This is a genomic window from Nonomuraea sp. NPDC050556, from assembly GCF_044457355.1.
Taxonomy (GTDB): Bacteria; Actinomycetota; Actinomycetes; order Streptosporangiales; family Streptosporangiaceae; genus Nonomuraea.
Genome location: NZ_JBITGU010000004.1, coordinates 830,686 through 851,099 on the forward strand (window position 1 = coordinate 830,686; position 20,414 = coordinate 851,099).

General features: G+C 70.9%; 13 protein-coding genes. 4 read left to right on the top strand and 9 right to left on the bottom strand.

Annotated features, from left to right (window positions below; all coding sequences use genetic code 11):
• The first annotated feature begins 678 nt into the window (after positions 1–678).
• Positions 679–1,476, top strand: coding sequence for a CAP domain-containing protein (locus ACIBG8_RS40915; protein WP_397348600.1), 798 nt, complete (start codon positions 679–681; stop codon positions 1,474–1,476).
• 735 nt (positions 1,477–2,211) lie between these two features.
• Here the strand turns inward: ACIBG8_RS40915 and ACIBG8_RS40920 are convergent.
• Positions 2,212–5,445, bottom strand: coding sequence for a BTAD domain-containing putative transcriptional regulator (locus tag ACIBG8_RS40920; RefSeq protein ID WP_397348601.1), 3,234 nt, complete (start codon positions 5,443–5,445; stop codon positions 2,212–2,214).
• A 94-nt stretch (positions 5,446–5,539) separates the two neighbouring features.
• Between ACIBG8_RS40920 and ACIBG8_RS40925 the strand changes: the two genes are divergently transcribed.
• Both ACIBG8_RS40925 and ACIBG8_RS40930 read left to right on the top strand, forming a co-directional pair.
• Complete coding sequence (locus ACIBG8_RS40925; RefSeq protein WP_397348602.1) at positions 5,540–6,376, top strand: NAD(P)-binding domain-containing protein; 837 nt, start codon at positions 5,540–5,542, stop codon at positions 6,374–6,376.
• Positions 6,377–6,408: 32 nt separating this feature from the next.
• Entirely contained in the window at positions 6,409–7,746 is a 1,338-nt protein-coding gene (locus ACIBG8_RS40930) for an MFS transporter (RefSeq protein ID WP_397348603.1), read from the top strand.
• A gap of 141 nt (positions 7,747–7,887) precedes the next feature.
• Here ACIBG8_RS40930 and ilvC read toward each other — a convergent pair whose 3' ends face one another.
• The 5 genes from ilvC to ACIBG8_RS40955 form a co-directional block, all read right to left on the bottom strand.
• Positions 7,888–8,871, bottom strand: a complete 984-nt coding sequence (gene ilvC, locus ACIBG8_RS40935; RefSeq protein ID WP_397348876.1) for a ketol-acid reductoisomerase — start codon at positions 8,869–8,871, stop codon at positions 7,888–7,890.
• A 23-nt stretch (positions 8,872–8,894) separates the two neighbouring features.
• Positions 8,895–9,419 carry an acetolactate synthase small subunit gene (gene ilvN, locus ACIBG8_RS40940; protein WP_397348604.1) on the bottom strand — a complete coding sequence of 175 codons (525 nt, stop codon included), beginning with the start codon at positions 9,417–9,419 and terminating at the stop codon, positions 8,895–8,897.
• Complete coding sequence (locus ACIBG8_RS40945) at positions 9,412–11,139, bottom strand: acetolactate synthase large subunit (protein ID WP_397348605.1); 1,728 nt, start codon at positions 11,137–11,139, stop codon at positions 9,412–9,414. The genes ilvN and ACIBG8_RS40945 overlap by 8 nt, the downstream gene beginning before the upstream one ends.
• A 195-nt stretch (positions 11,140–11,334) precedes the next feature.
• Positions 11,335–13,989, bottom strand: a complete 2,655-nt coding sequence (locus ACIBG8_RS40950; RefSeq protein ID WP_397348606.1) for a putative bifunctional diguanylate cyclase/phosphodiesterase — start codon at positions 13,987–13,989, stop codon at positions 11,335–11,337.
• A 249-nt stretch (positions 13,990–14,238) separates the two neighbouring features.
• Positions 14,239–15,147 (bottom strand): 2-hydroxyacid dehydrogenase, encoded by a 909-nt coding sequence (locus ACIBG8_RS40955; RefSeq protein WP_397348607.1) that lies wholly within the window; start codon positions 15,145–15,147, stop codon positions 14,239–14,241.
• A gap of 29 nt (positions 15,148–15,176) precedes the next feature.
• Here ACIBG8_RS40955 and ACIBG8_RS40960 point away from each other — a divergent pair, with 29 nt between their 5' ends.
• Positions 15,177–16,184 carry a PQQ-dependent sugar dehydrogenase gene (locus ACIBG8_RS40960; protein WP_397348608.1) on the top strand — a complete coding sequence of 336 codons (1,008 nt, stop codon included), beginning with the start codon at positions 15,177–15,179 and terminating at the stop codon, positions 16,182–16,184.
• Here ACIBG8_RS40960 and ACIBG8_RS40965 read toward each other — a convergent pair.
• From ACIBG8_RS40965 to ACIBG8_RS40975, 3 genes are read right to left on the bottom strand one after another with little or no spacing between them, the layout of a single operon-like run.
• Complete coding sequence (locus ACIBG8_RS40965; RefSeq protein ID WP_397348609.1) at positions 16,174–18,150, bottom strand: VanW family protein; 1,977 nt, start codon at positions 18,148–18,150, stop codon at positions 16,174–16,176. The genes ACIBG8_RS40960 and ACIBG8_RS40965 overlap by 11 nt on opposite strands.
• 57 nt (positions 18,151–18,207) lie before the next feature.
• On the bottom strand, positions 18,208–18,864 hold the full coding sequence (locus ACIBG8_RS40970; RefSeq protein WP_397348610.1) for a response regulator: 657 nt from the start codon (positions 18,862–18,864) through the stop codon (positions 18,208–18,210).
• Entirely contained in the window at positions 18,861–20,396 is a 1,536-nt protein-coding gene (locus ACIBG8_RS40975; protein WP_397348611.1) for an ATP-binding protein, read from the bottom strand. The genes ACIBG8_RS40970 and ACIBG8_RS40975 overlap by 4 nt, the downstream gene beginning before the upstream one ends.
• Positions 20,397–20,414: the final 18 nt, after the last annotated feature.

Genomic DNA, 20,414 nt, shown 5'->3' on the forward strand with positions numbered 1-20,414 from the left:
AGAGGACGCCCACCCTCCCGCAGAGGTGGCCAACCCCGTCGAGAGGGGCCAGCCACCAACGGCGACTGCGCCCACCCACGCGCGCAACCCACCCGAGCGGGCGCCCGCCCACTCGCGAGATCCACCCCGAGCGGGCGCCCGCCCGCTCTCTGCGCGCAAGCGGCCCACCACAAGCGGGCACTCGCCCACCCCGCGGCCGACCTCCCAAGAAGAGACCCACCGCCAACAGCGGCTGCACCACTCACCCACGCGCGCAACCCACCCCGAATGGGCGCCCGCCCACTCGCCCACTCGCGAGATCCCCCCGAGCGGGCGCCCGCCCACTACACGGCCAACCTCCTCAGAAGAGGCCGCAAGTCTCGCGGGAGGGGGCCACCCGCGACAGCGCCCTTCCACCCGAGAACGGCTACCCACCGAGAGGAGGCATGCCCCGACGAAGGCGGTCGTGTGGGAGAGGTGAGGAAGTTGGACGCTTGAGGGGTGGGATGCGTTTACCGAGGTCGGTGGGTTGATTGTTACGAATGGGACACATGGAGCTCCAGATATCGGGAGATTTCTAGAGACATGTCCCATCTGCGCACACCAGAATGCGGGTTCGAAGCAGCGTCTAACCCCCTTTCGGAGGACATCGTGCGCAGACAGCTCCAGGCACTCGCCTGCCTAGGGAGTCTGGCGGCATTGAGCACTCCCGTCGCCACCGCTCACGCGGAGACCGCCGCACAGCAACGAGCGTGCCGCGTCGTCGCCGCCGCCCCCTACATCGACGCCAAGGGCATGATCCGCGGCGCGGGCGCCAGAAGCGGCTGCGACGAATCCACAAGACTGCGCGTAAGGATCAAGCAGGCGGTCAGCGGCCCCGACCGCACGCTGAAGAGCGGCTCCAGGCTCGTGACCAACGGCCGGATCGTCGTCGGCGTCCCCTGCACCAACGACGGCCGCGTCTACTACGTGGTGGCGCTCGACTACCAGGGGGCGGTCAAGCGGTCCAAGGCGGTACGGCTGGCCTGCGGCACCACCCCCACCCCGACCCCCACGCCAACGACCAGCACCTCGGCACCCACGCCGACCCCGACGCCCACGACCCCGGGTGGCGGTGGCACAGCGGTGGAGGACGAGGTCGTCAAGCTCACCAACGAGGCCAGGACGGCGAACGGCTGCAAGGCGCTCACCCACGACCCGCAGCTACGCGCCGCCGCCGAGGGACACTCGGCGGACATGGCCGCGAAGGGCTACTTCAGCCACACCTCCCAGGACGGCCGCAACCCCGGCGACCGCATCAAGGCGGCGGGCTTCTCCCCGGTGCGGACGTGGGGCGAGAACATCGCGATGGGCCAGAGGACGGCCGAGTCGGTGGTGCAGGGGTGGCTCAACAGCCCTGGACACCGCGCCAACATCATGAACTGCGCCTTCACCCACATCGGCGTCGGCCACGACCCCAAGGGCCCCCACTGGACCCAGGTCTTCGCCGCCCACTGACCCGCGAACGCGAGGGTCGTGAGGGCCACCCACGTAGGCCAGAGGCTGGTGGATGGTCCCCCGGCCTCGGGCCCTCCGGAGGTTGGCGAATGGTCTCCCAGCCTCTGACCCTCCGGAGGCTGGCAGATGGTGGGTTAGCAGCCGACCCGCCATCCATCAGACCCAGACCTCTGCTCTCCAGCCACCGACCTCCATCCATCCACCGAAGGGACCACCCTCCCCGACACCCCTCATCCACCCCAGAAACGCCCATGAGACCGGCCATACACCCTCCGTGGACTGGTCACTGGGCCTGGGAGCGCCGGGCCCTCCCCGCGCGGCCCTCGTGCCGCGCCGGTCCCCACCGCCCACCCGGCGCTCCCCTGGGCGGGCCCGTCCGCAGCCCCCGCACGCGCCGCCGACGGGCCCGCCCACCTTCCCGCGAACCCCTTGGGAGATGGGCTGTGGCATACGAGCGCTGGCGTAGTGGACGGGCTTGCAGTGAGTGGCGAGCACCCCTGAGTGAGCGCGTGGGGCGTAGCAGGCGGGCTCGTCGCCCCTGGGTAGCGAGTGGGCGAGTGTGAGTGGGGTATCACAGGCGACGTTGCGGAGGGCGTAGCTGTGTAGGTGAGGAGTGTTCCCTGGAAGATCAGGGCGGCCACGGTCGGCCGGTGGGCGGTACGGCGGCCTGCCGTACAGGAAGAGCCGTGCAGGAAGCTCACGAGAGCTTTCCTGTACGGCCTGCCCGGGAGGGTGTTACGAGTGGGTGGCCAAGGGTGGGGTGGAGTGGGCGCCGTCTTCGAAGGCGGTCTGGAAGGCGGCCTCCCCCAGCGCCGCCACCGTGCGGGTGGTGATGCGGTTGACGTCCGTGCGTTCCGCCGGTGGCAAGGGCATGCCCACCGAGTCCCTGCAAGCCGCCGCCGCCCCCAGCAGCCGGGCAGCGCGGGTGGGTTCGCCGGCCAGTGACTCCGCCCCCGCCAACCCCTCCAACGCCAACGCGATAGCTCTGGGGTCGCCGGTCGAGCCCGCCAGCTCGTACCCCTCCAGGTGCAACGCCAGCGCCGCCGCCGCGTCACCCCGCAGCTCGGCGATGAAGCCCAGCTCGGCCATCACCAGCGCCGTCCCCATCTCCCCGTCGATCTTCAGGAGCCACTCCATCCACGACCGCAGCCGCGTCTCCGCCTCGTCCAGCCGCCCCTGCCGCCTGGCCGACAGGGCGAGGCCGATGTCGGCGAAGTGCTCCGCGTAAAGGTCACCCTGCTGGACGGCCAGCTCCCGAGCCCGCTCGTGCAGCTCGTCGGCGCGCGCCCAGTCGCCGGTCAGCAACGCGATACGGCCCAGCCCGGACAACCCGCGCGACACCTCGGGCCACAGTTCGAGCTCCTCCGCGACCTGCAACGCCTGCGTGTGCAGGTCGTCCGCGCGCCGGTAGTCGGCGGAGATCTCGGCGAGCGCCGCCAGCTGGCTGGTCGTCTGGAACAGCCCGGCACGGTCGCCGAGCTCCTGGAAGAGCGCGGCGCCGCGTTCGCTGTCGCGTTTCACGGCCGCGAAGTCGCCCCTGACCATGGCGTGGGAGGCGCGCATGCTGAGCGCGGCCGCGGTGCCCCATCGATCGCCGATGTCCTCGAAGGTGGCCAGCGCGTCCGCCAGCAGCGCCCCGGTCGCGCCGAGCTCGCCCTGGCCCCACTGCGCGAAGCCGAGGAACCACTCCATGCGCGCCACCCGCCCCCGCTCGCCGGACTCCCTGAGTAGGCGCAACGCCTCCATGCCCTTGACGCCCTGCTGCGGGCAGCCCCTGAGCTTGATCGTCAGCCCGGCGTGCCACACCATCGCCTCAGCCCTGGCGGCGGTCGGCGCGGCGCCGGGGATGGACAGGGCGAGGTCGAGCGCGCGCCGCCCCTCGTCGAAGCGGCCACGCAGCGTCCAGTACCAGGCCAGGGCGTTGACCAGGCGCAACGCCTCCTCCGCCGCGAGGTAGTGCACGGCGGTGTCGAGGGCGGAGCGCAGGTTGGCGCTCTCGGCGTCGAGCGCCGACAGCCAGGCGCGCTGGCCGTGACCGCGCAGGTGGGTCTCGGCCTCCTCGGCGAACGCGACGTAGTGGGCGAGGTGGCGCCGCCGCATCAGATCGGCCTCACCCGCCTCCTCCAGCCGCTCGGCGCTGTAGGCGGCCACGGACTCGAGCAGCCGGTAACGCAACCCGCTCGGCGGAAGGGCGACACTCTGGGGAGCGGGAACGAAGCCCCCGGTACGGCTCGCCACGGTGACCACGAGGGAGCGGTCCACCAGGCGGGCCAGGGCGTCGAGCACGTCATAGGGCTCCACGTCGTGCCCGGAGCACAACGCCTCAGCCGTCTCCAGCGTGCACCCGTCGCAGTGCACCGACATCCGGCGCAACACCACCCGCTCCGCGTCCGACAGCAGCTCCCAGCTCCAGTCGATCATGGCGCGCAACGTCTGCTGCCGCACCGGCGCGTCCCGCCGCCCTGCCCCCAGCAACCGGAACCTGTCGTCGAGCCGGTCGAGCAGCTGGGCTGGGCTGAGCACCCGTATCCGCGCCGCCGCCAGCTCCAGCGCCAGCGGAATCCCGTCCAGCCGGACGCAGATCGCCGCCACGTCGGCGGCGTTGCCCTCGTCGACCACGAAGCTGGGCGCGGCCGCCCGAGCACGGGCCGCGAAGAGCTGCACAGCGCTGGAGGACGCGACGTCCACAGAGGAACCTGCGACGCCGTGAAGGGCCGCTGAGCCGGGCAGGTCGAGCGGCGGCACCGGCCGCAGCACCTCGCCCGTCATGTTGAGCGGCTCGCGGCTGGTGGCCAGGATGGTCACGTGCGGCGATGACTTCAACAGCTCCTGGACCAGAGTCCCCACCGGATCCATGAGGTGCTCGCAGTTGTCGAGGATCAGCAGCAGCCGCCGGTCGCCCACGGCGTCCATGAGGCGGCAGCCCTCCCCGGGGTGGTGCGTGACGTCGTCGCGCACGCCGAGCGCGCTGGTCATCGCGTCGTAGACGGCCATGACGGACGGCTGGTCGATCGCGGCCAGCTCGACCAGCCAGACCCCGTCGGGATGGTCGGCGGCGACGGCCGCGCCCGCTTCGAGCGCCAGCCGCGTCTTGCCGACGCCGCCCGGCCCGGTGAGCGTGACCAGCCGGTGGTCGCCGAGCAGCGCGGTGACCTCGGCCAGCGCGCCGTCCCTGCCGATGAGCTCGGAGACCGGGCCAGGCAGGTTGCCGCGCGACCGCTCCTCCGGGGCCAGCGCCGGGTCCTGAGCAAGGATCGCGCCGTGCAGGGCGACCAGCTCGGGGCCCGGATCGAGGCCGAGCTCGTCGCGCAGCCTGTCGCGCAGCTCGGCATAGCTGTCGAGGGCCTCGCTCTGCCGCCCGGCCCGGTAGAGGGCGCGCAGGTGGACGGCGCGCAGCCGTTCGCGCAAGGGGTGCTCGGTCACGACGTCGGCCAGCTCGGCCGCGAGCGCGCCGTGCTCGCCCAGCTCAAGGCGGACCTCGGCGTGCTCTTCGAGCGCGACGAGGCGCTGCTCCTCCAGCCGCGCGATCACCGGCCTGGCGAAGTCGAAGTCGGCGAACTCGGCCAGCGCAGGCCCGCGCCACAGCGCCAGCGCGTCGGACAGCAGCCCCGCCCTGGTCGCCAGGTCGGTGCTCTGCCTGGCCGCGGCAAGCAGCTCGGCGAAGCGGTCGGCGTCGGAGGAGCCCGCGAGCCGGTAGGCGGGCGCCTGGAACGCCAGCAGGTCTCTGCCACCAGGCTCGGCGTCGGCCAGCGCCCTGCGGAGCTGGGAGACCTTCACCCGGAGCGCCGCCTCCGGCTTGCCCGGCGGCCGCTCGCCCCACACGTCGTCGATCAGGCGGTCGGCGGTGGCCGGACGCCCCTCCTGCACGACCAGCGCGGCCAGCAGCGCACGCACCTTCGCCTCGGGGACCGTGACCTGCCTTCCGTCCGCCGCCCAGAGGACCAGGGGACCGAGCACACCGAATCGCATACGGACAAGCTAGTCGAGGCCACCGACAAGATTTCGCCGCGGTCATAACTCTGCCCAAACTCCCCCATAACTCCCCCTCGGGGGGGTGAACGCCATGACAGACGTAAGCGTGATCGGACTCGGCTCGATGGGCAGCCAGCTGGCGAGGACCCTGCTCGGCGCGGGCCTCCAGGTGACCGTGTGGAACCGTACGGCGGGCAAAGCCCCCAAGAACGCCACGGAGGCGGCCACCGCCACCGAGGCCGTAATGGCCAGCCCTTTGGTGATCTTCTGCGTCCTCGACTACGCCGCCGTCGACGCGTTGCTGGCCGAGGCGGGCGAAGCCGTACAGGGACGGACGATCCTGAACCTCACGAACGGCAGGCCAGTCGAGGCTCGCCGTACGGCGGAGCAGGTCGGCAAGAACGGCGCCGAATATCTGGACGGCGGGATCATGGCCGTGCCGCCGATGATCGGCAACCCCGGCGCCCTGATCCTCTACAGCGGCCCCGAGAAGGTGCTGGACGGGCACCGGGCCACTCTTGAGCACCTCGCGGCGGTCAGGTACGTCGGTGAGGACCCCGGTCTGGCCGCCTTGCACGACCTTGCCCTGCTGGGCGGCATGTACGGCATGTTCGGCGGCTTCTTCCAGGCGGTCGCCATGGTCGGCCCGAAGGGCGCCACCGCCTTCACCCAGGAGCTGCTCGTCCCTTGGGTCACCGCGATGATCGGCCTGCTGCCCGGCCTCGCCACCTCCATCGAGACCGGCGACTTCACCTCCCAGGACGCGAACGCCGAGGTCAACAGGGCCTCCCTCGCCAACATCCTGCTCGCGAGCAAGGAGCAGGGGACGGAGACCGACCTCCTCGCCCCCATGCTCCGCGCCTTCGAACGCCTCGTCGCCCAGGGCCGCGGCGCGGACGACCTGTCCGCCGCGATCGACACGATCTAAGCCCCGAGCGCCCACCCCCAAGGAATCAGGAAATGTCGCACACCTCACGGTGGTGGGCGCTCCCCGTGCTGCTCACCGCCGCTTTTGTCACCACTCTCGACTTCTTCATCGCCAATGTCGCCCTTCCCGCCATCCGGCTGGACCTGGGGGCGAGCGAGGGCGAGACCCAGCTCGTCATCGCCGGGTACGGCCTGGCCTACGCGGCCGGTGTGATCATCGCGGGCCGCCTCGGCGACGTACACGGCCCGCGCCGGATCTTCCTGGCCGGACTCGCCCTGTTCACCCTGGCCTCGGCCGCGTGCGGCGCCGCCCCCTCACCGTCACTCCTGATCGCCGCCCGCATCGTGCAGGGCGCGGCCGCGGCGCTCATGGCGCCGCAGGTGCTCACCCTGCTCGGCGCGCTCTACCAGGGAACGGACCGGGTCAAGGCCTTCAGCTGGTACGGCACGGCCGTCGGCCTGGCGGGCATCGCCGGGCAGGTGGTCGGCGGTCTCCTGATGGCCGCCGACCTCGCGGGCTCGGGGTGGCGCGCCTGCTTCCTCATCAACCTCCCCCTCGGCGCTGCGGGCCTCCTCCTGGGTGCCCGGCTCCTCCCCGCCGATGGCAGGACAACCAAGGGCCGCGTGGACGCTCCCAGCGCGCTGCTGATCGCGACCGCGCTGGTGGCCGTGGTGCTGCCGCTCACCCAGGGCAGGGAGCAGGGCTGGCCGCTGTGGTCGTGGCTGAGCCTGGTGGCGGGGGCGGGGCTGATGGGGGCGTTCGTCAGCCGCCAGCGCCTGTTGCGGCGGGTCGGCGGCGAGCCGCTCCTGGACATGCGGGTGTTCGAACGGCGTGGCTTCGTGCCTGGGCTGGTGGCGGTGGCGCTGCTGTTCGGCAGCTCGTCGGCGCTGTCGTTCGTGCTGGCGCTCCACCTGCAGGACGCCATGGGCCTCACCCCGCTGCACTCTGGCGCGATCTTCACGGCTCTGAACGCGGGGTTCTTCACCGCCTCGCTCCTGGCTCGTCGTGCGAAGACGGAAACCCCCATCGCCGGGGCGATCGCCCTGGCGGGCGGGTTCCTCCTGATCAGCCTTACGGCGGAGCCGACGCAGCTCATCCCCGGCCTGTTCCTGGCGGGTGCGGGCATGGGGCTGACGATGTCGCCGCTGCTGTCGATGGTCATGGCCCACGGGTCGGGCGACGCGGCGGGCGTCCTGGGGACGGTGCAGGAGGCCGGTGGGGTGGCGGGCGTGACGGTGGCAGGCATGATCTTCTTCGCCGGTGGCCTGGGCGTGACGCTGGCCGTACTCACCGGCGCGGCCCTGGCCATCGCCCTGCTCACCTACCGCATCACCCCGGAGACGCAGCCCGCAGACACCAGGCGCGCGTAAAGGCGCCCAGCCCCGGCCTGCCGTACCCCCAAAGAAAGGCCCGCCCCTAGCCCGAGGGAGCACGCGTGGTGAAGGAGAGGCAGGCGCACGAACGACGGCGGGCGCCGCAAAGATGCGACGCCCGCCCCGTGAACCGAAGAATCAGTTCTTCAGCCAGCTCATCATCGGCCGCAGCGTGGCGCCCGTCTTCTCGATCGGGTGCTCAGCCAGCTCTTCGCGGTACTTGCTGAACTCCTTCTGCCCGCCGTCGAACTCCTCGACCAGCTGCCGGGCGAAGGTGCCGTCCTGGATCTCCCCGAGGATGCGCTTCATCTCCGCCTTCGCCTCCGGGTTCACGACGCGCGGCCCGCGGGTGTAGCCGCCGTACTCAGCGGTGTCCGACACCGACCAGTACATCTTCGAGATCCCGCCCTCGTACATGAGGTCGACGATCAGCTTCATCTCGTGCAGGCACTCGAAGTAGGCGACCTCCGGCTGGTACCCAGCCTCGATCAGCGTCTCGAACCCCGCCTTGATCAGCTCCGACACCCCACCGCACAGAACGGCCTGCTCACCGAACAGGTCCGTCTCGGTCTCCTCGGTGAACGTCGTCTTGAGCGCACCGGCGCGCGTGCCGCCGATGCCCTTGGCGTACGAGAGAGCCAGGTCGAACGCCTTGCCAGAGGCGTCCTTCTCGACCGCGACCAGACACGGCACGCCGCGCCCGGCCTGGTACTGACGGCGGACCAGGTGGCCGGGCCCCTTGGGCGCGACCATGGCGACGTCGACGCCCTCGGGCGCCTCGATGAGCCCGTAGCGGATGTTCAGCCCGTGGCCGAAGAAGAGCGCGTCGCCCTCGACCAGGTTGGGCTTGACGTGGTCCGCGTAGAGGTGGCGCTGGATGTGGTCCGGCGCCAGGATCATCGTGAGGTCGGCCTCCTCGACGGCCTCGGACGGGGTGAGCACCCGCAGGCCGTCGTTCTCGGCCTTCTCACGGCTCTTCGACCCCTCGGGCAGGCCGACGCGCACGTCGACGCCGGAGTCGCGCAGCGACAGGGCGTGGGCGTGGCCCTGGCTGCCGTAGCCAAGCACGGCCACGTGGCGACCCTGGATGATCGACAGGTCAGCCTGGTCGTCGTAGAAGATCTCAGTCACTTGAGGAAAACCTTTCAGGCGGTACGGTCCAGTGCCCTGAGGGACCGGTCGGTGATGGAGCGGGCGCCGCGGCCGATGGCCACCATGCCCGATTGGACAAGCTCTTTGATGCCGAACGGCTCTAGGACCTTCACGAAGGCTTCGAGCTTGTCCGGCGTGCCGGTGACCTCGATGGTCACCGCGTCCGACGCGACGTCGACGCAGCGCGCCCTGAACAGCGAGACGAGTTCGAGGACGTGGGAGCGGCTGTCGGCGTCGGCCTTGACCTTGATCAGCATCAGCTCGCGCTGCACCGACTGCGTCGGGTCGAGCTCGACGATCTTGAGTACGTTGATGAGCTTGTTGAGCTGCTTGGTGACCTGCTCCAGAGGCAGCGAGTCGACGTTGACGACGATGGTCATCCGGGAGATGTCGTCGTGCTCCGTCGGCCCGACGGCGAGGGCGTCGATGTTGAACCCCCGCCTGCTGAACAGCGCGGACACCCTGGCCAGGACACCCGGCTTGTTCTCGACAAGCACCGACAAGGTGTGCTTACTCATCGTCACTCCACTTCGGCGCCATGTCCCGGGCGATCTTGATGTCGTCGTTGCTGGTGCCCGCCGCGACCATCGGCCAGACCATGGCGTCGGCGTGGACCACGAAGTCGACGACCACGGGGCGGTCGTTGATCTCCATGGCCTCCTTGATGACGGCGTCCACGTCTTCCGCGCGCTCGCACCGCAGACCCGCACAACCATAGGCTTCCGCGAGCTTGACGAAGTCGGGAATCCGGGTCGCGGTCTTCAGGTCGGTGTTGGAGTAGCGCTTGTCGTAGAACAGCGTCTGCCACTGCCTGACCATGCCGAGGTTACCGTTGTTGATAACCGCGATCTTGATGGGCACGCCCTCGATGGCGCAGGTCGCCAGCTCCTGGTTGGTCATCTGGAAGCAGCCGTCGCCGTCGATGGCCCAGACCGTGCTCTCCGGCCTGCCCATCTTGGCGCCCATGGCGGCGGGAACGGCGAAGCCCATGGTGCCGAGCCCGCCGGAGTTGATGAACGTGCCCGGGTTCTCGTAGTCGACGAACTGGGCCGCCCACATCTGGTGCTGTCCGACCCCGGCCACGTAGTAGGCGTCGGGCCCGACGATGGCGCTGAGCCGCTGCATGACGTACTGCGGGGCCAGCGTGCCGTCCTCGAACTCCTCGAAGCCGAGGGGGTAGGTCTCCTTGATGCCGTTGAGCAGGTTCCACCACTCGGCGTAGTCGCCCTTGGCGTCGATCGCGGCGATGAGCTCCCTGATGACCTCCTTGCAGTCGCCCACGATGGGGACGTCCGCGTGGCGGTTCTTGGAGATCTCGGCCGGGTCGATGTCCGCGTGGACGATCTTGGCGTTCGGCGCGAACGTGGACAGCTGGCCGGTGACGCGGTCGTCGAACCGCACCCCCAGGCCGATGAGCAGGTCGGACTTCTGCAGCGCGCCGACGGCCGAGACGCTGCCGTGCATGCCGGGCATGCCCATGTGCTGCGGGTGGCTGTCGGGGAAGGTGCCCCGCGCCATCAGCGTGGTGACGACCGGGATGCCGGTCAGTTCAGCCAGTTCGAGCAGCTCGGCGGAGGCGCGGGCCTTGTGGACCCCGCCGCCGACGTAGAGCACGGGGCGCTTGGCCTCCAGGATCAGCTTGGCCGCCTCGCGGATCTGCTTGGAGTGCGGCCTGGTCACCGGGCGGTAGCCGGGCAGCTGCATGGTCGGCGGCCAGCTGAAGGTGGTGTCGGCCTGCAGCGCGTCCTTGGAGATGTCGACCAGGACCGGCCCTGGACGCCCGGTCGAGGCGATGTGGAAGGCCTCGAGGATCGTCCGCGGGATGTCGTCGGCGTTGGTCACCAGGAAGTTGTGCTTGGTGATCGGCATGGTGATGCCGGAAATATCAGCTTCCTGGAAAGCGTCCGTGCCGATGGCCGCACTGGCCACCTGGCCGGTGATGGCCACGATCGGCACCGAGTCCATGTAGGCGTCGGCGATGGGGGTCACCAGGTTCGTCGCGCCGGGACCGCTCGTGGCCATGCACACCCCGACCCGGCCCGTGGCCTGGGCATAGCCCTCGGCGGCGTGGCCGGCGCCCTGCTCGTGCCGTACAAGCACGTGCCTGACCTTGGCGGAGTCGTAGAGGGGATCGTAGGCGGGCAGGATCGCTCCGCCGGGGATCCCGAACACGGTGTCGACCCCGACCTGCTCCAGCGCCCTGACGAGGGACTGTGCACCTGTCATGCGTTCGGTCATCGGCTCGTTCCTTGATACGAGAGGACATAAAAAATGCCCCTCTCCCGCAGAGTGCGGGACCGGGGCGGCGCGCAGGTCGTAGTGCTTCGCTATCGGCCTGCGCGCCGGCGAAGTACTACGAGAATCTCACTGCGAAGCATGGCCTCACCATAGCCGCTTTTCCCGGTCCAGTGTCAACTTGGTGGGACGCATGTCTCACATGGCGGACTGGAGACTGGTGCGCATCAGTGAGTCGACGCCCCGCGCCGCCATCGGTCTGGCGACCAGGAACCCCTGCCCACGCGTGCATCCCATCTCCCTGAGCAGCTCGAGCTGCTCAGGCCGCTCGATGCCCTCGGCGACCACGATGAGACCCAGATCATGCCCGAGGCGCACGATCGTCCTGGTGAGCAGCGTCAGCGTCTCGTCGCGGCCGAGCCCCGACACGAACGACGGATCGATCTTGATCATGTCGACCGGGAGCTGCCTGAGGAACGCGAGCGAGGCGTAGCCGGTGCCGAAGTCGTCGATGGCCAGCCGTACGCCGAGGGCACGCAGCTCCGACAGGCGGCTGATCGTCTCCTCGGCGTCCTCGACCAGCATCTCCTCGATGACCTCTAACGTCAGCGCCGAGGCGGGCAGCCCGCTCTCCTCCAGCGCCTGGGAGACGGTCTCGACGAACCTGGGCGCGGTGATCTGCCTGGCCGACAGGTTGAGCGACAGCCCGATGTCCCACGAGGAGGCGCGCCACGCGGCGACCTCGCGGCACGCCTCGCGCAGGATCCACTCGCTCAGCGGCACGATCAGCCCGGTGTCCTCGGCCGGCCCGAGGAACTGGTCGGGCGGCACGAACACCGAGCCGCGCCACCAGCGCACCAGCGCCTCGACCGCGGTCACCCGCGAGGTGGCCAGGTCGACCACCGGTTGGTACTCGATCGCGAACTGGTTCTCCATCAGCGCGCGCTGCAGGTCGGCTGCCAGCTCCAGCCTGCGCACCACGTCGGCGTGCATGTGGGCGGCGAACACCTCGACCCGGCGCCCGCCCAGCTCCTTGGCCCTGGCCATGGCCACGTCGGCGTTGCGCAGCAGGTCGGCGGAGGGCACGCCCTCCTCGGCGAAGGCCACCCCGACGCTGGCGGTCAGCGCGATGTCGCGGTCGGCGACGCGGAACGGCTCCTGCGAGACCGCCCGCACCAGTCGCTCTGCCAGGTCGACGGCCGACTGCGCCTCGGTCTCGACGAGCACGGCGAACTCGTCGCCGCCCCAGCGGGCCAGCGTGTCGTCCGACCGTACGGCTCCGCGCAGGCGTCGCGCGGCCTGGCCCAGGAGGTAGTCGCCGCTGGCGTGGCCCACCGAGTCGTTGACCGAGGTGAAACCGTCGAGGTCGAGGAAGATCACCGCGGTACGGCCGGACACTCGGCCCTCCATGACCTCCCGGGTGCGCTCCTCGAAGTAGGCGCGGTTGGGCAGCCCGGTGACGCCGTCGTGGAAGGTCAGGTGCACCACCTGGTTGCGCAGCGCCTCCTGGTCGCTCACGTCGCGCGTGGTGACCAGCAGCAGCTCCTCGCCGCCCACGTGGCGGGTGGCGACCGACTCCGTGGGCCGCCAGGTGCCGTCGGAGGCGCGGACGCGGCAGGCGACGAGGCAGGCGCCGGGCTCGACGCCGTCCTCGTCGGCGACCAGCGCGCTCAGCGCGGCCTGGATGCCCGGGACGTCCTCAGGGTGGATGTAGTCGAAGATCGAGGCGCCGACGACGTCGGACTGGCGGTAGCCGTACACCTCTTCGACGCCCTGGCCGATCTCGTGCACCAGGCCCTCGTAGTCGCAGATCAGCACCACGTCGCCGGTGCTCTCCGCCAGCTCCCTGAGCTGCTTGTCGCCGAGGGCGACCAGGTGGCGCATCCGCGCGTTGGCGGTGAGCAGCGCGAACAGCCGAACGATGAGGATCAGCACCACGGACGCCGCGACCACGACGACGCCGGAGACCGGCGAGCGGTCGCGGCCGCCCGCCACGTGCGCGAGCAGCACTATCGTCGCCGCGCCCACCAGGGCCAGCGGCAGCAGGGCGAGCAGGTTGGCGACGCCGCCGCCCGCGTCCGGCCTGGAGTCCTCGGCGTCCGCCTCGACCACCCGGCCGGTGCGCCCGCTCCAGGGGACGGCGGCCAGCAGCAGGAGGGCGACGGGCGCCAGCGCCATGCTCCAGGCGGGCGGCTCGCCGCCGCCGAGCCTGGACACGGCGGAGGCCAGCTCGCCGACGGTCGTGGCGACCAGGGCGCCGACCCCGGCCAGGCCGATCGGCCAGGACGTCGACCTGCCCATGATCACGGCGGGGGCCACCGCGCAGGTGACCAGCAGGCAGATCATCGGCGGCAGCAGCGTGAAGGTGAAGACGGGCGACTCGGCCACGTCGGCGTAGACGTCGCGGAGCACGACCACCCAGCCGATGATGAACAGCGCGGCCGTGCACAGGTAGGCGTCGACCAGCCTGCGCAGCACGGCGCGCGCCGTGAGCTGCCGCCTGGCGGTCATGAGCGCGCCGGCCGCGAGCACCACGACGCCGACGAGCACCAGCAGGTCGACGAAGTTGACCACGAAGCCCGAACTCTCCGCGAGCGGGCGCAGCCCGGCCCCGGTGGCCCACACCAGCGCGCCACCGGCCAGCCACCGGGCGCCGACGGCCCCCGGGCGGTGCGCGGTCATGGCGCGTGAGGCCATCAGCAGCGAGAAGGCGGCGACCAGCGCGGTGATGACGCCCGCGATCGTCCCGATGACCAGGGAGCGGCCCCCGGCCGCGAGCGCGGCGGCGAGGCCTGCCACGCCCACCGCCGCAGCGGCTGCCAGCGGCGCTCGTGGATCACGCCAGCGGATCAATGTCGTTGCCCATCCCGTCGACTCTGCGTCACGTGACCGGCCCATCGACGACTGGTCACATCGCCAGTGTGTGCGGTCCCGGGTGCGGGGGTGGTGACAACGCCGATGTCGTCACCGATCTGATAACCACACAGACCGAATTCTCCGAGAAACTCCTTGACTGCGAGTCATGCGTTGCGGTCGCGGAACCCTCGGTAGTCGACAACCGTACGCACCGAAGGTCACGGGCCAGCCACGTTCCGGATTCTCTTAATAGGCGTCGGAGATGACGTTCTTGAGCGGCTCGCCTGCGAGGTAACGCAAAAGCTGCGAGCGCATCAGCTTGAGCGTGCGCCGCATGGAGGCGGGCGTGCTCCCCGCGACGTGCGGGGTGATGAAGACGCCCGGGGCGCTCCACAGCGGGTGGTCGGCGGGCAGCGGCTCGGGGTCGGTCACGTCGAGCGCGGCGCGCAGCCTGCCCGTCTTCAGCTCGGCGACGAGCGCGTCGGTGTCCACGACCGGGCCGCGCGCCGCGTTGACGAGCAGCGCGCCGTCCTTCATCCGCGCCATGAACCCCGCGTCCACCATCCCGGCCGTCGCCGGGGTCGCGGGCACCAGGAGCACCACGACGTCGGCGGACGGCAGCAGGCCCGGCAGCTCCTCCATGGCGTGCACGCCGTCGCGCGCGCTCCTGGCCACCCTGACCACGTCCACCTCGAACCCCTCGAGCCTGCGCTCCAGCGCCGCGCCGATGGAGCCGTAGCCGACGATCAGCACCGTGGAGTCGGCCAGGACGCCGGTGTGGCGGTAGGTCCACTCCCCGCGCCGCTGCGCGTCCACGAAGGCCGGGAAGTCGCGCAGCACCGCGACCATCGCGCCGACCGCCCACTCGGCCGTTCCCGCGTCGTGCACGCCGCGCGCGTTGCAGAGCACCGCCTGCGCTGGCATGTGCGGCCGGTACGGTTCCACTCCCGCCGTGACGGTCTGCACCAGGCGCAGGGAGGTCATCGCCGCCAGCGTGCCTGGCACGTCCGCCACGGTGAGCAGCGGCGGGATCCACACCTCGACCTCGCCGATCCCCTCGGGCACCGGACCGGTGCCGTCGAAAACGGCGCATTCCACCCTCGGCAGGTCGGACAACACATCGGCGACGGCCTGTGAAGGCACCCAGATCTTCATGCGCAGAACCTTACGGGCGTGGTGCTTGTATGGGACGTATGAGGTTGCTATGGATCATCCCACTCCTGGCCATGGCCGCGTGCTCTGCGGCGGCCCCTCAGACGGCGGAGAGGAGCGCCGACCTCGCGACAGGGCTGGCAGTGCCGTGGGGCATCGCCTTCACCGGCGCGGGCGACGCCCTGGTGACCGAGCGCGACACCACCAGGCTCCTGCGCGTGGCCAAGGACGGCAAGGTCACCGAGCTCGGCGAGGTGGACGGCGTCCGCCCCGACGGCGAGGGCGGGCTGATGGGCGTGGCCGTCAAGGGCGACCTCGTCTTCCTCTACTTCACCGCAGGGAGCGACAACAGGGTCGTCAGGTACCGGCTGGCCGGCGACCGGCTCACCGAGGCGAAGGTGCTGGTCCAGGGCATACCGAAGGGCGGCATCCACAACGGCGGCCGCCTGGCGTTCGGCCCCGACGGCTTCCTGTACGCCTCGACCGGCGAGACGGGCCAGCGCGGCCTCGCCCAGGACAAGGCGTCGCTCGGCGGCAAGATCCTGCGCATGACCACGGACGGCCAGCCGGCCCCGGGCAACCCGTTCGGCACCCTGGTCTACAGCTACGGCCACCGCAACGTGCAGGGCCTGGCCTGGGACGGCAAGGGCACGATGTACGCCACGGAGTTCGGCCAGAACACCTACGACGAGGTCAACCAGATCAAGGCGGGAGGCAACTACGGCTGGCCCGAGGTCGAGGGCGTCGGGCACGATCCGAAGTACATCGACCCGCTGGTCACCTGGGACACCAGCGAGGCCTCCCCCTCGGGGCTGGCCTTCGCGAACGGCTCGCTCTGGGTGGCCGCGCTGCGCGGACAGCGCCTGTGGCAGGTGCCGCTCGGCGGCGGCGAGCCCGTCGGGCACTACGACGGCGTGTACGGCAGGCTGCGCGCGATCGCGACAGCGCCGGACGGTTCCCTCTGGGTGGGCACCAGCAACAAGGACGGCAGAGGTTCGCCGCGCGACGGCGACGACCGGATCCTCCGCGTCACTCCTTGACCGAGCAGCTTCTCTGCATCTGCGGCTTGTAGGTGGCGGTCAGCTTCTCGTCCCGCTTGACCTCCTTGCCGTCCTTGTAGAACGCCCTGGTCACGTCGATGGTGAAGCCGGGCTGGCCGGTGGTGGGCGCGCATCCCGGGCCGGTGACGGTCTGCCGCTCGAACGGGACGATGTTCTTGCGCCCGGTGGAGAGCGCCTCGACCTTGTCGTACCGCTTGGTGCTCCACAGGGTGACGGTCACGGACGTCGAGGTGGAGGCGGTCTTGATCAGCACGCCGTACGGGGAGTCGTTGCGCCACTTGAGGTCGATGCTCGGGTAGAGCAGCCCGGCGTCGCGCCCGTCCGGGTAGCGGACCATGTGGTAGTCCTGCGTCGTGTGGTCGATGTCCTCGAACCCGCCGAAGTAGGCGGCGTTGTACATCGTGGTGGCGAACTGCCCGGTGCCGCCGCCGACGCGGTCGACGATCCGCCCGGCGACGACCTGGGCGGCCTCGACGTAGCCCGCCTCCCTGGTCGGCCTGCCGACCACCTCGTTGACCGAGAACGTCTCCCCAGGCTTGACCAGGTATCCGTCGAAGCGCTCGGCCATCACCCTGATGTTGGTCACCCTGGGCAGGCAGCAGTCGAAGCTGGTGGTGAACGAGCCGACCTGCTCCTTGACGCCGAGCTGGGTGAGGTCCCTCTCGGTGATCTCCGGCTTCACCACGGCGAGCCCGACCGGGATCGTGCGGCTGCCGCCCGAGGTCACCAGCTCCTCCACGTCGCGGGCGAGCTTCCTGTCGTCCACTCCCCTGCCGCGCGCCGCCGGCACGACGACGGGCTTGCCGCCGACGACGTCGAGGGTGGCGTCGCGCGGGGCCTGGGCCGCGTCGATCAGCGAGCCCTCGATCCCGGCCAGCGCCTTCCTGGCGTCGAACTCGGGGTGCAGCCAGCCCTTGTCGTCGGCGACGAAGGAGAGGTTGGCCGCGATCGTGGCGACGGGGAGCTGTGCCTGCCTGGTCCCCATGGTGAGCACGATGGGAGCGGACAGCGCCTTGCCCGCCTGTGCGGCCACCTGGTTGACGACGGCGGGCTGGGTCTTGGCCTTGACCTGCTGCAGCGGCAGCGTGATCGCGCCCGTCGAGTGCAGGAACGCGTCGGCGATCGCCGTGGCGGCCGCGGCGCGGTCGAGCTGCACGCCGTCGCGCGGCGCCACGGCCACGGGCTCCAGCCCCTTGAAGTAGACGCTTCCCTCGCGAGGCGCCTTGTCGACCTCCTCCGCGAGGGCCTCGACGGTCGCGTCGAGCTGCGCGGAGTCGACGGTGAGCTTGGGGGTGAGCTGGGTGGTGCCGGTGAGCCCGCGCCACACCTCCATCGGGGTGGGGAAGCCGCTGGGCGCCTGGTCGATGGTGGCCACGACGTCGAGGTCGAGCCCCACCTCGTCCGGCCGGATGGTCTCCTTGTTGCCGCCGACGTCGACGACCAGCGGTTGCTCGATCTTGGTGGAGATCTCGGCGCGCACCTTCTCGGCCGCCTGGGTGACGGTCAGGCCGCCGATGTCGACCTCGCCGACCCTGGTGCCGCGCAGGACGGAGCCCGACATGAAGATGGCCGGGACGACGTAGGCGAGGACGGCGAGCGCGAGCAGGACGAGGCCTAATCTGGGCAGCGCGCGGCCGCGCCGTTCAGGCTCGCGGTCGAGCACGATCTCCGGCGGGTGCACGATGCCGAAGACGGGCGCGGGCGGGGCGGGCGGGTCGTGGCCCTGGTCCTCCGCCATCGGCCACGGCTGCGGCGGCGGTGCGACGGGCGGGAGCGCGACGGGGGGCTGCAGGGAGGCGACGGGCTGCTCGGGAGGGCCGAAGATGTCGGGAGACACGCCTGCGGGCAGACCTGCGATCCTCGGCCGCTTGCCCTTCTTCGACATGGGAAGCGGCACCGAGGCGAACGGGTCCGTCGGTGAATCGATCGGTCCGGCGTTCTTCACGCCTCAATCTCCTCGCGCTCCACAGCCTCTCCCTCAGGCAACAGTAAGGCACGACCTTCATCCGATCCACCGATAGCGATGTTCCGGTCGTCCGGCTGTGCCATACCTTGGGCGGAGTTCTGCCTTTCCGTCCGCACACAGGTGTTCCAGGTAGCGGCGGGCGCTTACCCGGGACAGGCCCGTCGCCTCGGCCGCCTCGACCGCGGACAGGTCCGATTCGGCGTTCTTGAGCGCTTCGGCGACCAGGGCGCACGTGGCCGCCGACAGGCCCTTGGGCAGCGCGGTCTGGTGCTTGGCCACGCCGAACAGGCGGTCCACGTCGTCCTGGCGCACCTGCGCGCCCATCGAGGTGAGCTGCCTGCGGGTGTCGGCGTACTGCGCGAGCCGTTCCGCCAGGGCAGCCGCGGTGAACGGTTTGATCAGGTAGTTGACCGCGCCCGCCCGCATGGCCTCCCTGACCGTGGGCACGTCGCGGGCGGCGCTGATCATGAGCACGTCGACGTGGTTGAGGGACTTGAGGACGTCGAGGCCGGACATGTCGGGCAGGTAGATGTCGAGCAGGACCAGGTCGGGGCGGTGTTCGGCTACCGCCTTCACCGCGTCGGCGCCGTTGTGGGCCGTGGCGACCACCTGAAATCCAGGGATCCGGGCGACATATCCGGCGTGGATGCGGGCCACCATGAAGTCGTCGTCGACGACCAGGACGCGGATCATGGCAGCAGCGCCGTGAAGACCGCGCCGCTGGAGTTGTGCACGCGCACCCAGCCGCCCCTGCGCAGGCACGCCTGCCGTGTGAGCGCCAGGCCGAGCCCGCGCGGGCCGGACTGCGCCGCCTTGGTGGTGAAGCCCTCCCTGAAGACCTCCTCGGCCAGCTCGGGCGTGATGCCCGGCCCCGAGTCGCCCACCCTGACCCGCAGCCCGTCCGCCTCGCTGCGCACCGACACCTCGATCGTCCCCGGCGCGCCGTCGAGGGCGTCGATCGCGTTGGCCACCAGGTTGCCCACGACGAGCACGGCGTCCTCCGGATCCTTCAGCGAGGTGACGTGGGTGTCGTCGGCCAGCACCAGCTCGGCGCCGTGCTCGGCCGCCTCGGCCGACTTGGCCAGCAGCAGCGCCGCCAGGGTGGGGTCGGCGACGCGCTCCCTGATGCCCGTCGCGTAGGTGCCGCGGGTCGTCCTGGTGATGAAGCCGATGGCGGCGTCGTGCTCGCCCAGCTCCAGCAGGCCGACCACCGTGTGCATGCGGTTGGCGAACTCGTGCGCCTGGGCGCGGAGCGCGCCCGTGGTGCTGCTGGCGTCGTCGAGCTCGCGGGCCAGCCGTACGAGCTCGGTCCTGTCCCTGAGCGTGATGACCCAGCCGCGGTGCTGGCCGCGCACGGCGACCGGGGTGCGGTTGAGCACCAGCACCCGGTCGCGGTGCAGCACCACCCGGTCCTCGCCCGGGTCGGCGCCGCCGAGCACGTCGCGCAGGCGGTCGGAGACGGGCATGTCGTCCAGGTGCTCGCCCACCTCGCCCAGCAGCTCCCTGGCGGCGTCGTTGATCAGGGTGACACGCCCGGTCAGGTCGAGGGCGAGCACGCCCTCCTTGACGCCGTGCAGCACGCCCTCGCGCTGCTCCAGGAGCTCGGCGATCTCGCGCGGCTCCAGGCCGAACGTCTGCCTGCGCACCCTGGCGGTGATCAGCGCGGCCAGTGCGCACCCGGCGAACAGGACGGCCGACGCCGTCCACACCAGGGGCGGCAGGGCCAGGCCGAGCTGCCCGGTGACCGTCTCTTCGAGCACGCCGACGGAGGCCAGGCCGATGATCGCGCCGAACTCGTCTCGTATGGGCGCCTTGCCCCTGACCGTGGTGCCGATCGTGCCCGTCTCGGTGCCGACCCACGTCCTGCCCGTCTCCAGGACCGTGCTGCCGTCGGTGGACAGGCGCTTGCCGATGAGCGCGGCGTTCGGGTGGGCGTACCTCGTCTGGTCGCGGTTGGCGATCACCACGTAGTCGGCGCCCGTGGCGTGCTGGACCCCGAGGGCGAGCGGCTGCAGGACCGTCTCGGGGTGCTCGTCGTCGAAGGCGGCGCGCACCTGCGGCATCCCGGCCACCGACTGGGCGATCGCCAGGGCGCGCTGCTGGTAGCGGAAGTCGAGCTGCTTGCGCGTGTGCTGCAGCCACACCCCCGCCGTGCCACCGACGGCGAGCAGCACGATCACCATCTGCAACACGAAGAGCTGGGTGCCGAGTCTCACCATTCGCATGGAAGCAGCACGAGGTCA

Excerpts from the sequence above, each read along its gene's own strand:
- ACIBG8_RS40920 (WP_397348601.1), bottom strand. The coding sequence starts at position 5,445 with ATGCGATTCGGTGTGCTCGGTCCCCTGGTCCTCTGGGCGGCGGACGGA.
- ACIBG8_RS40925 (WP_397348602.1), top strand. The coding sequence starts at position 5,540 with ATGACAGACGTAAGCGTGATCGGACTCGGCTCGATGGGCAGCCAGCTG.
- ACIBG8_RS40930 (WP_397348603.1), top strand. The coding sequence starts at position 6,409 with ATGTCGCACACCTCACGGTGGTGGGCGCTCCCCGTGCTGCTCACCGCC.
- ilvN (WP_397348604.1), bottom strand. The coding sequence starts at position 9,419 with ATGAGTAAGCACACCTTGTCGGTGCTTGTCGAGAACAAGCCGGGTGTC.
- ACIBG8_RS40945 (WP_397348605.1), bottom strand. The coding sequence starts at position 11,139 with ATGACCGAACGCATGACAGGTGCACAGTCCCTCGTCAGGGCGCTGGAG.
- ACIBG8_RS40955 (WP_397348607.1), bottom strand. The coding sequence starts at position 15,147 with ATGAAGATCTGGGTGCCTTCACAGGCCGTCGCCGATGTGTTGTCCGAC.
- ACIBG8_RS40960 (WP_397348608.1), top strand. The coding sequence starts at position 15,177 with ATGGGACGTATGAGGTTGCTATGGATCATCCCACTCCTGGCCATGGCC.
- ACIBG8_RS40970 (WP_397348610.1), bottom strand. The coding sequence starts at position 18,864 with ATGATCCGCGTCCTGGTCGTCGACGACGACTTCATGGTGGCCCGCATC.
- ACIBG8_RS40975 (WP_397348611.1), bottom strand. The coding sequence starts at position 20,396 with ATGCGAATGGTGAGACTCGGCACCCAGCTCTTCGTGTTGCAGATGGTG.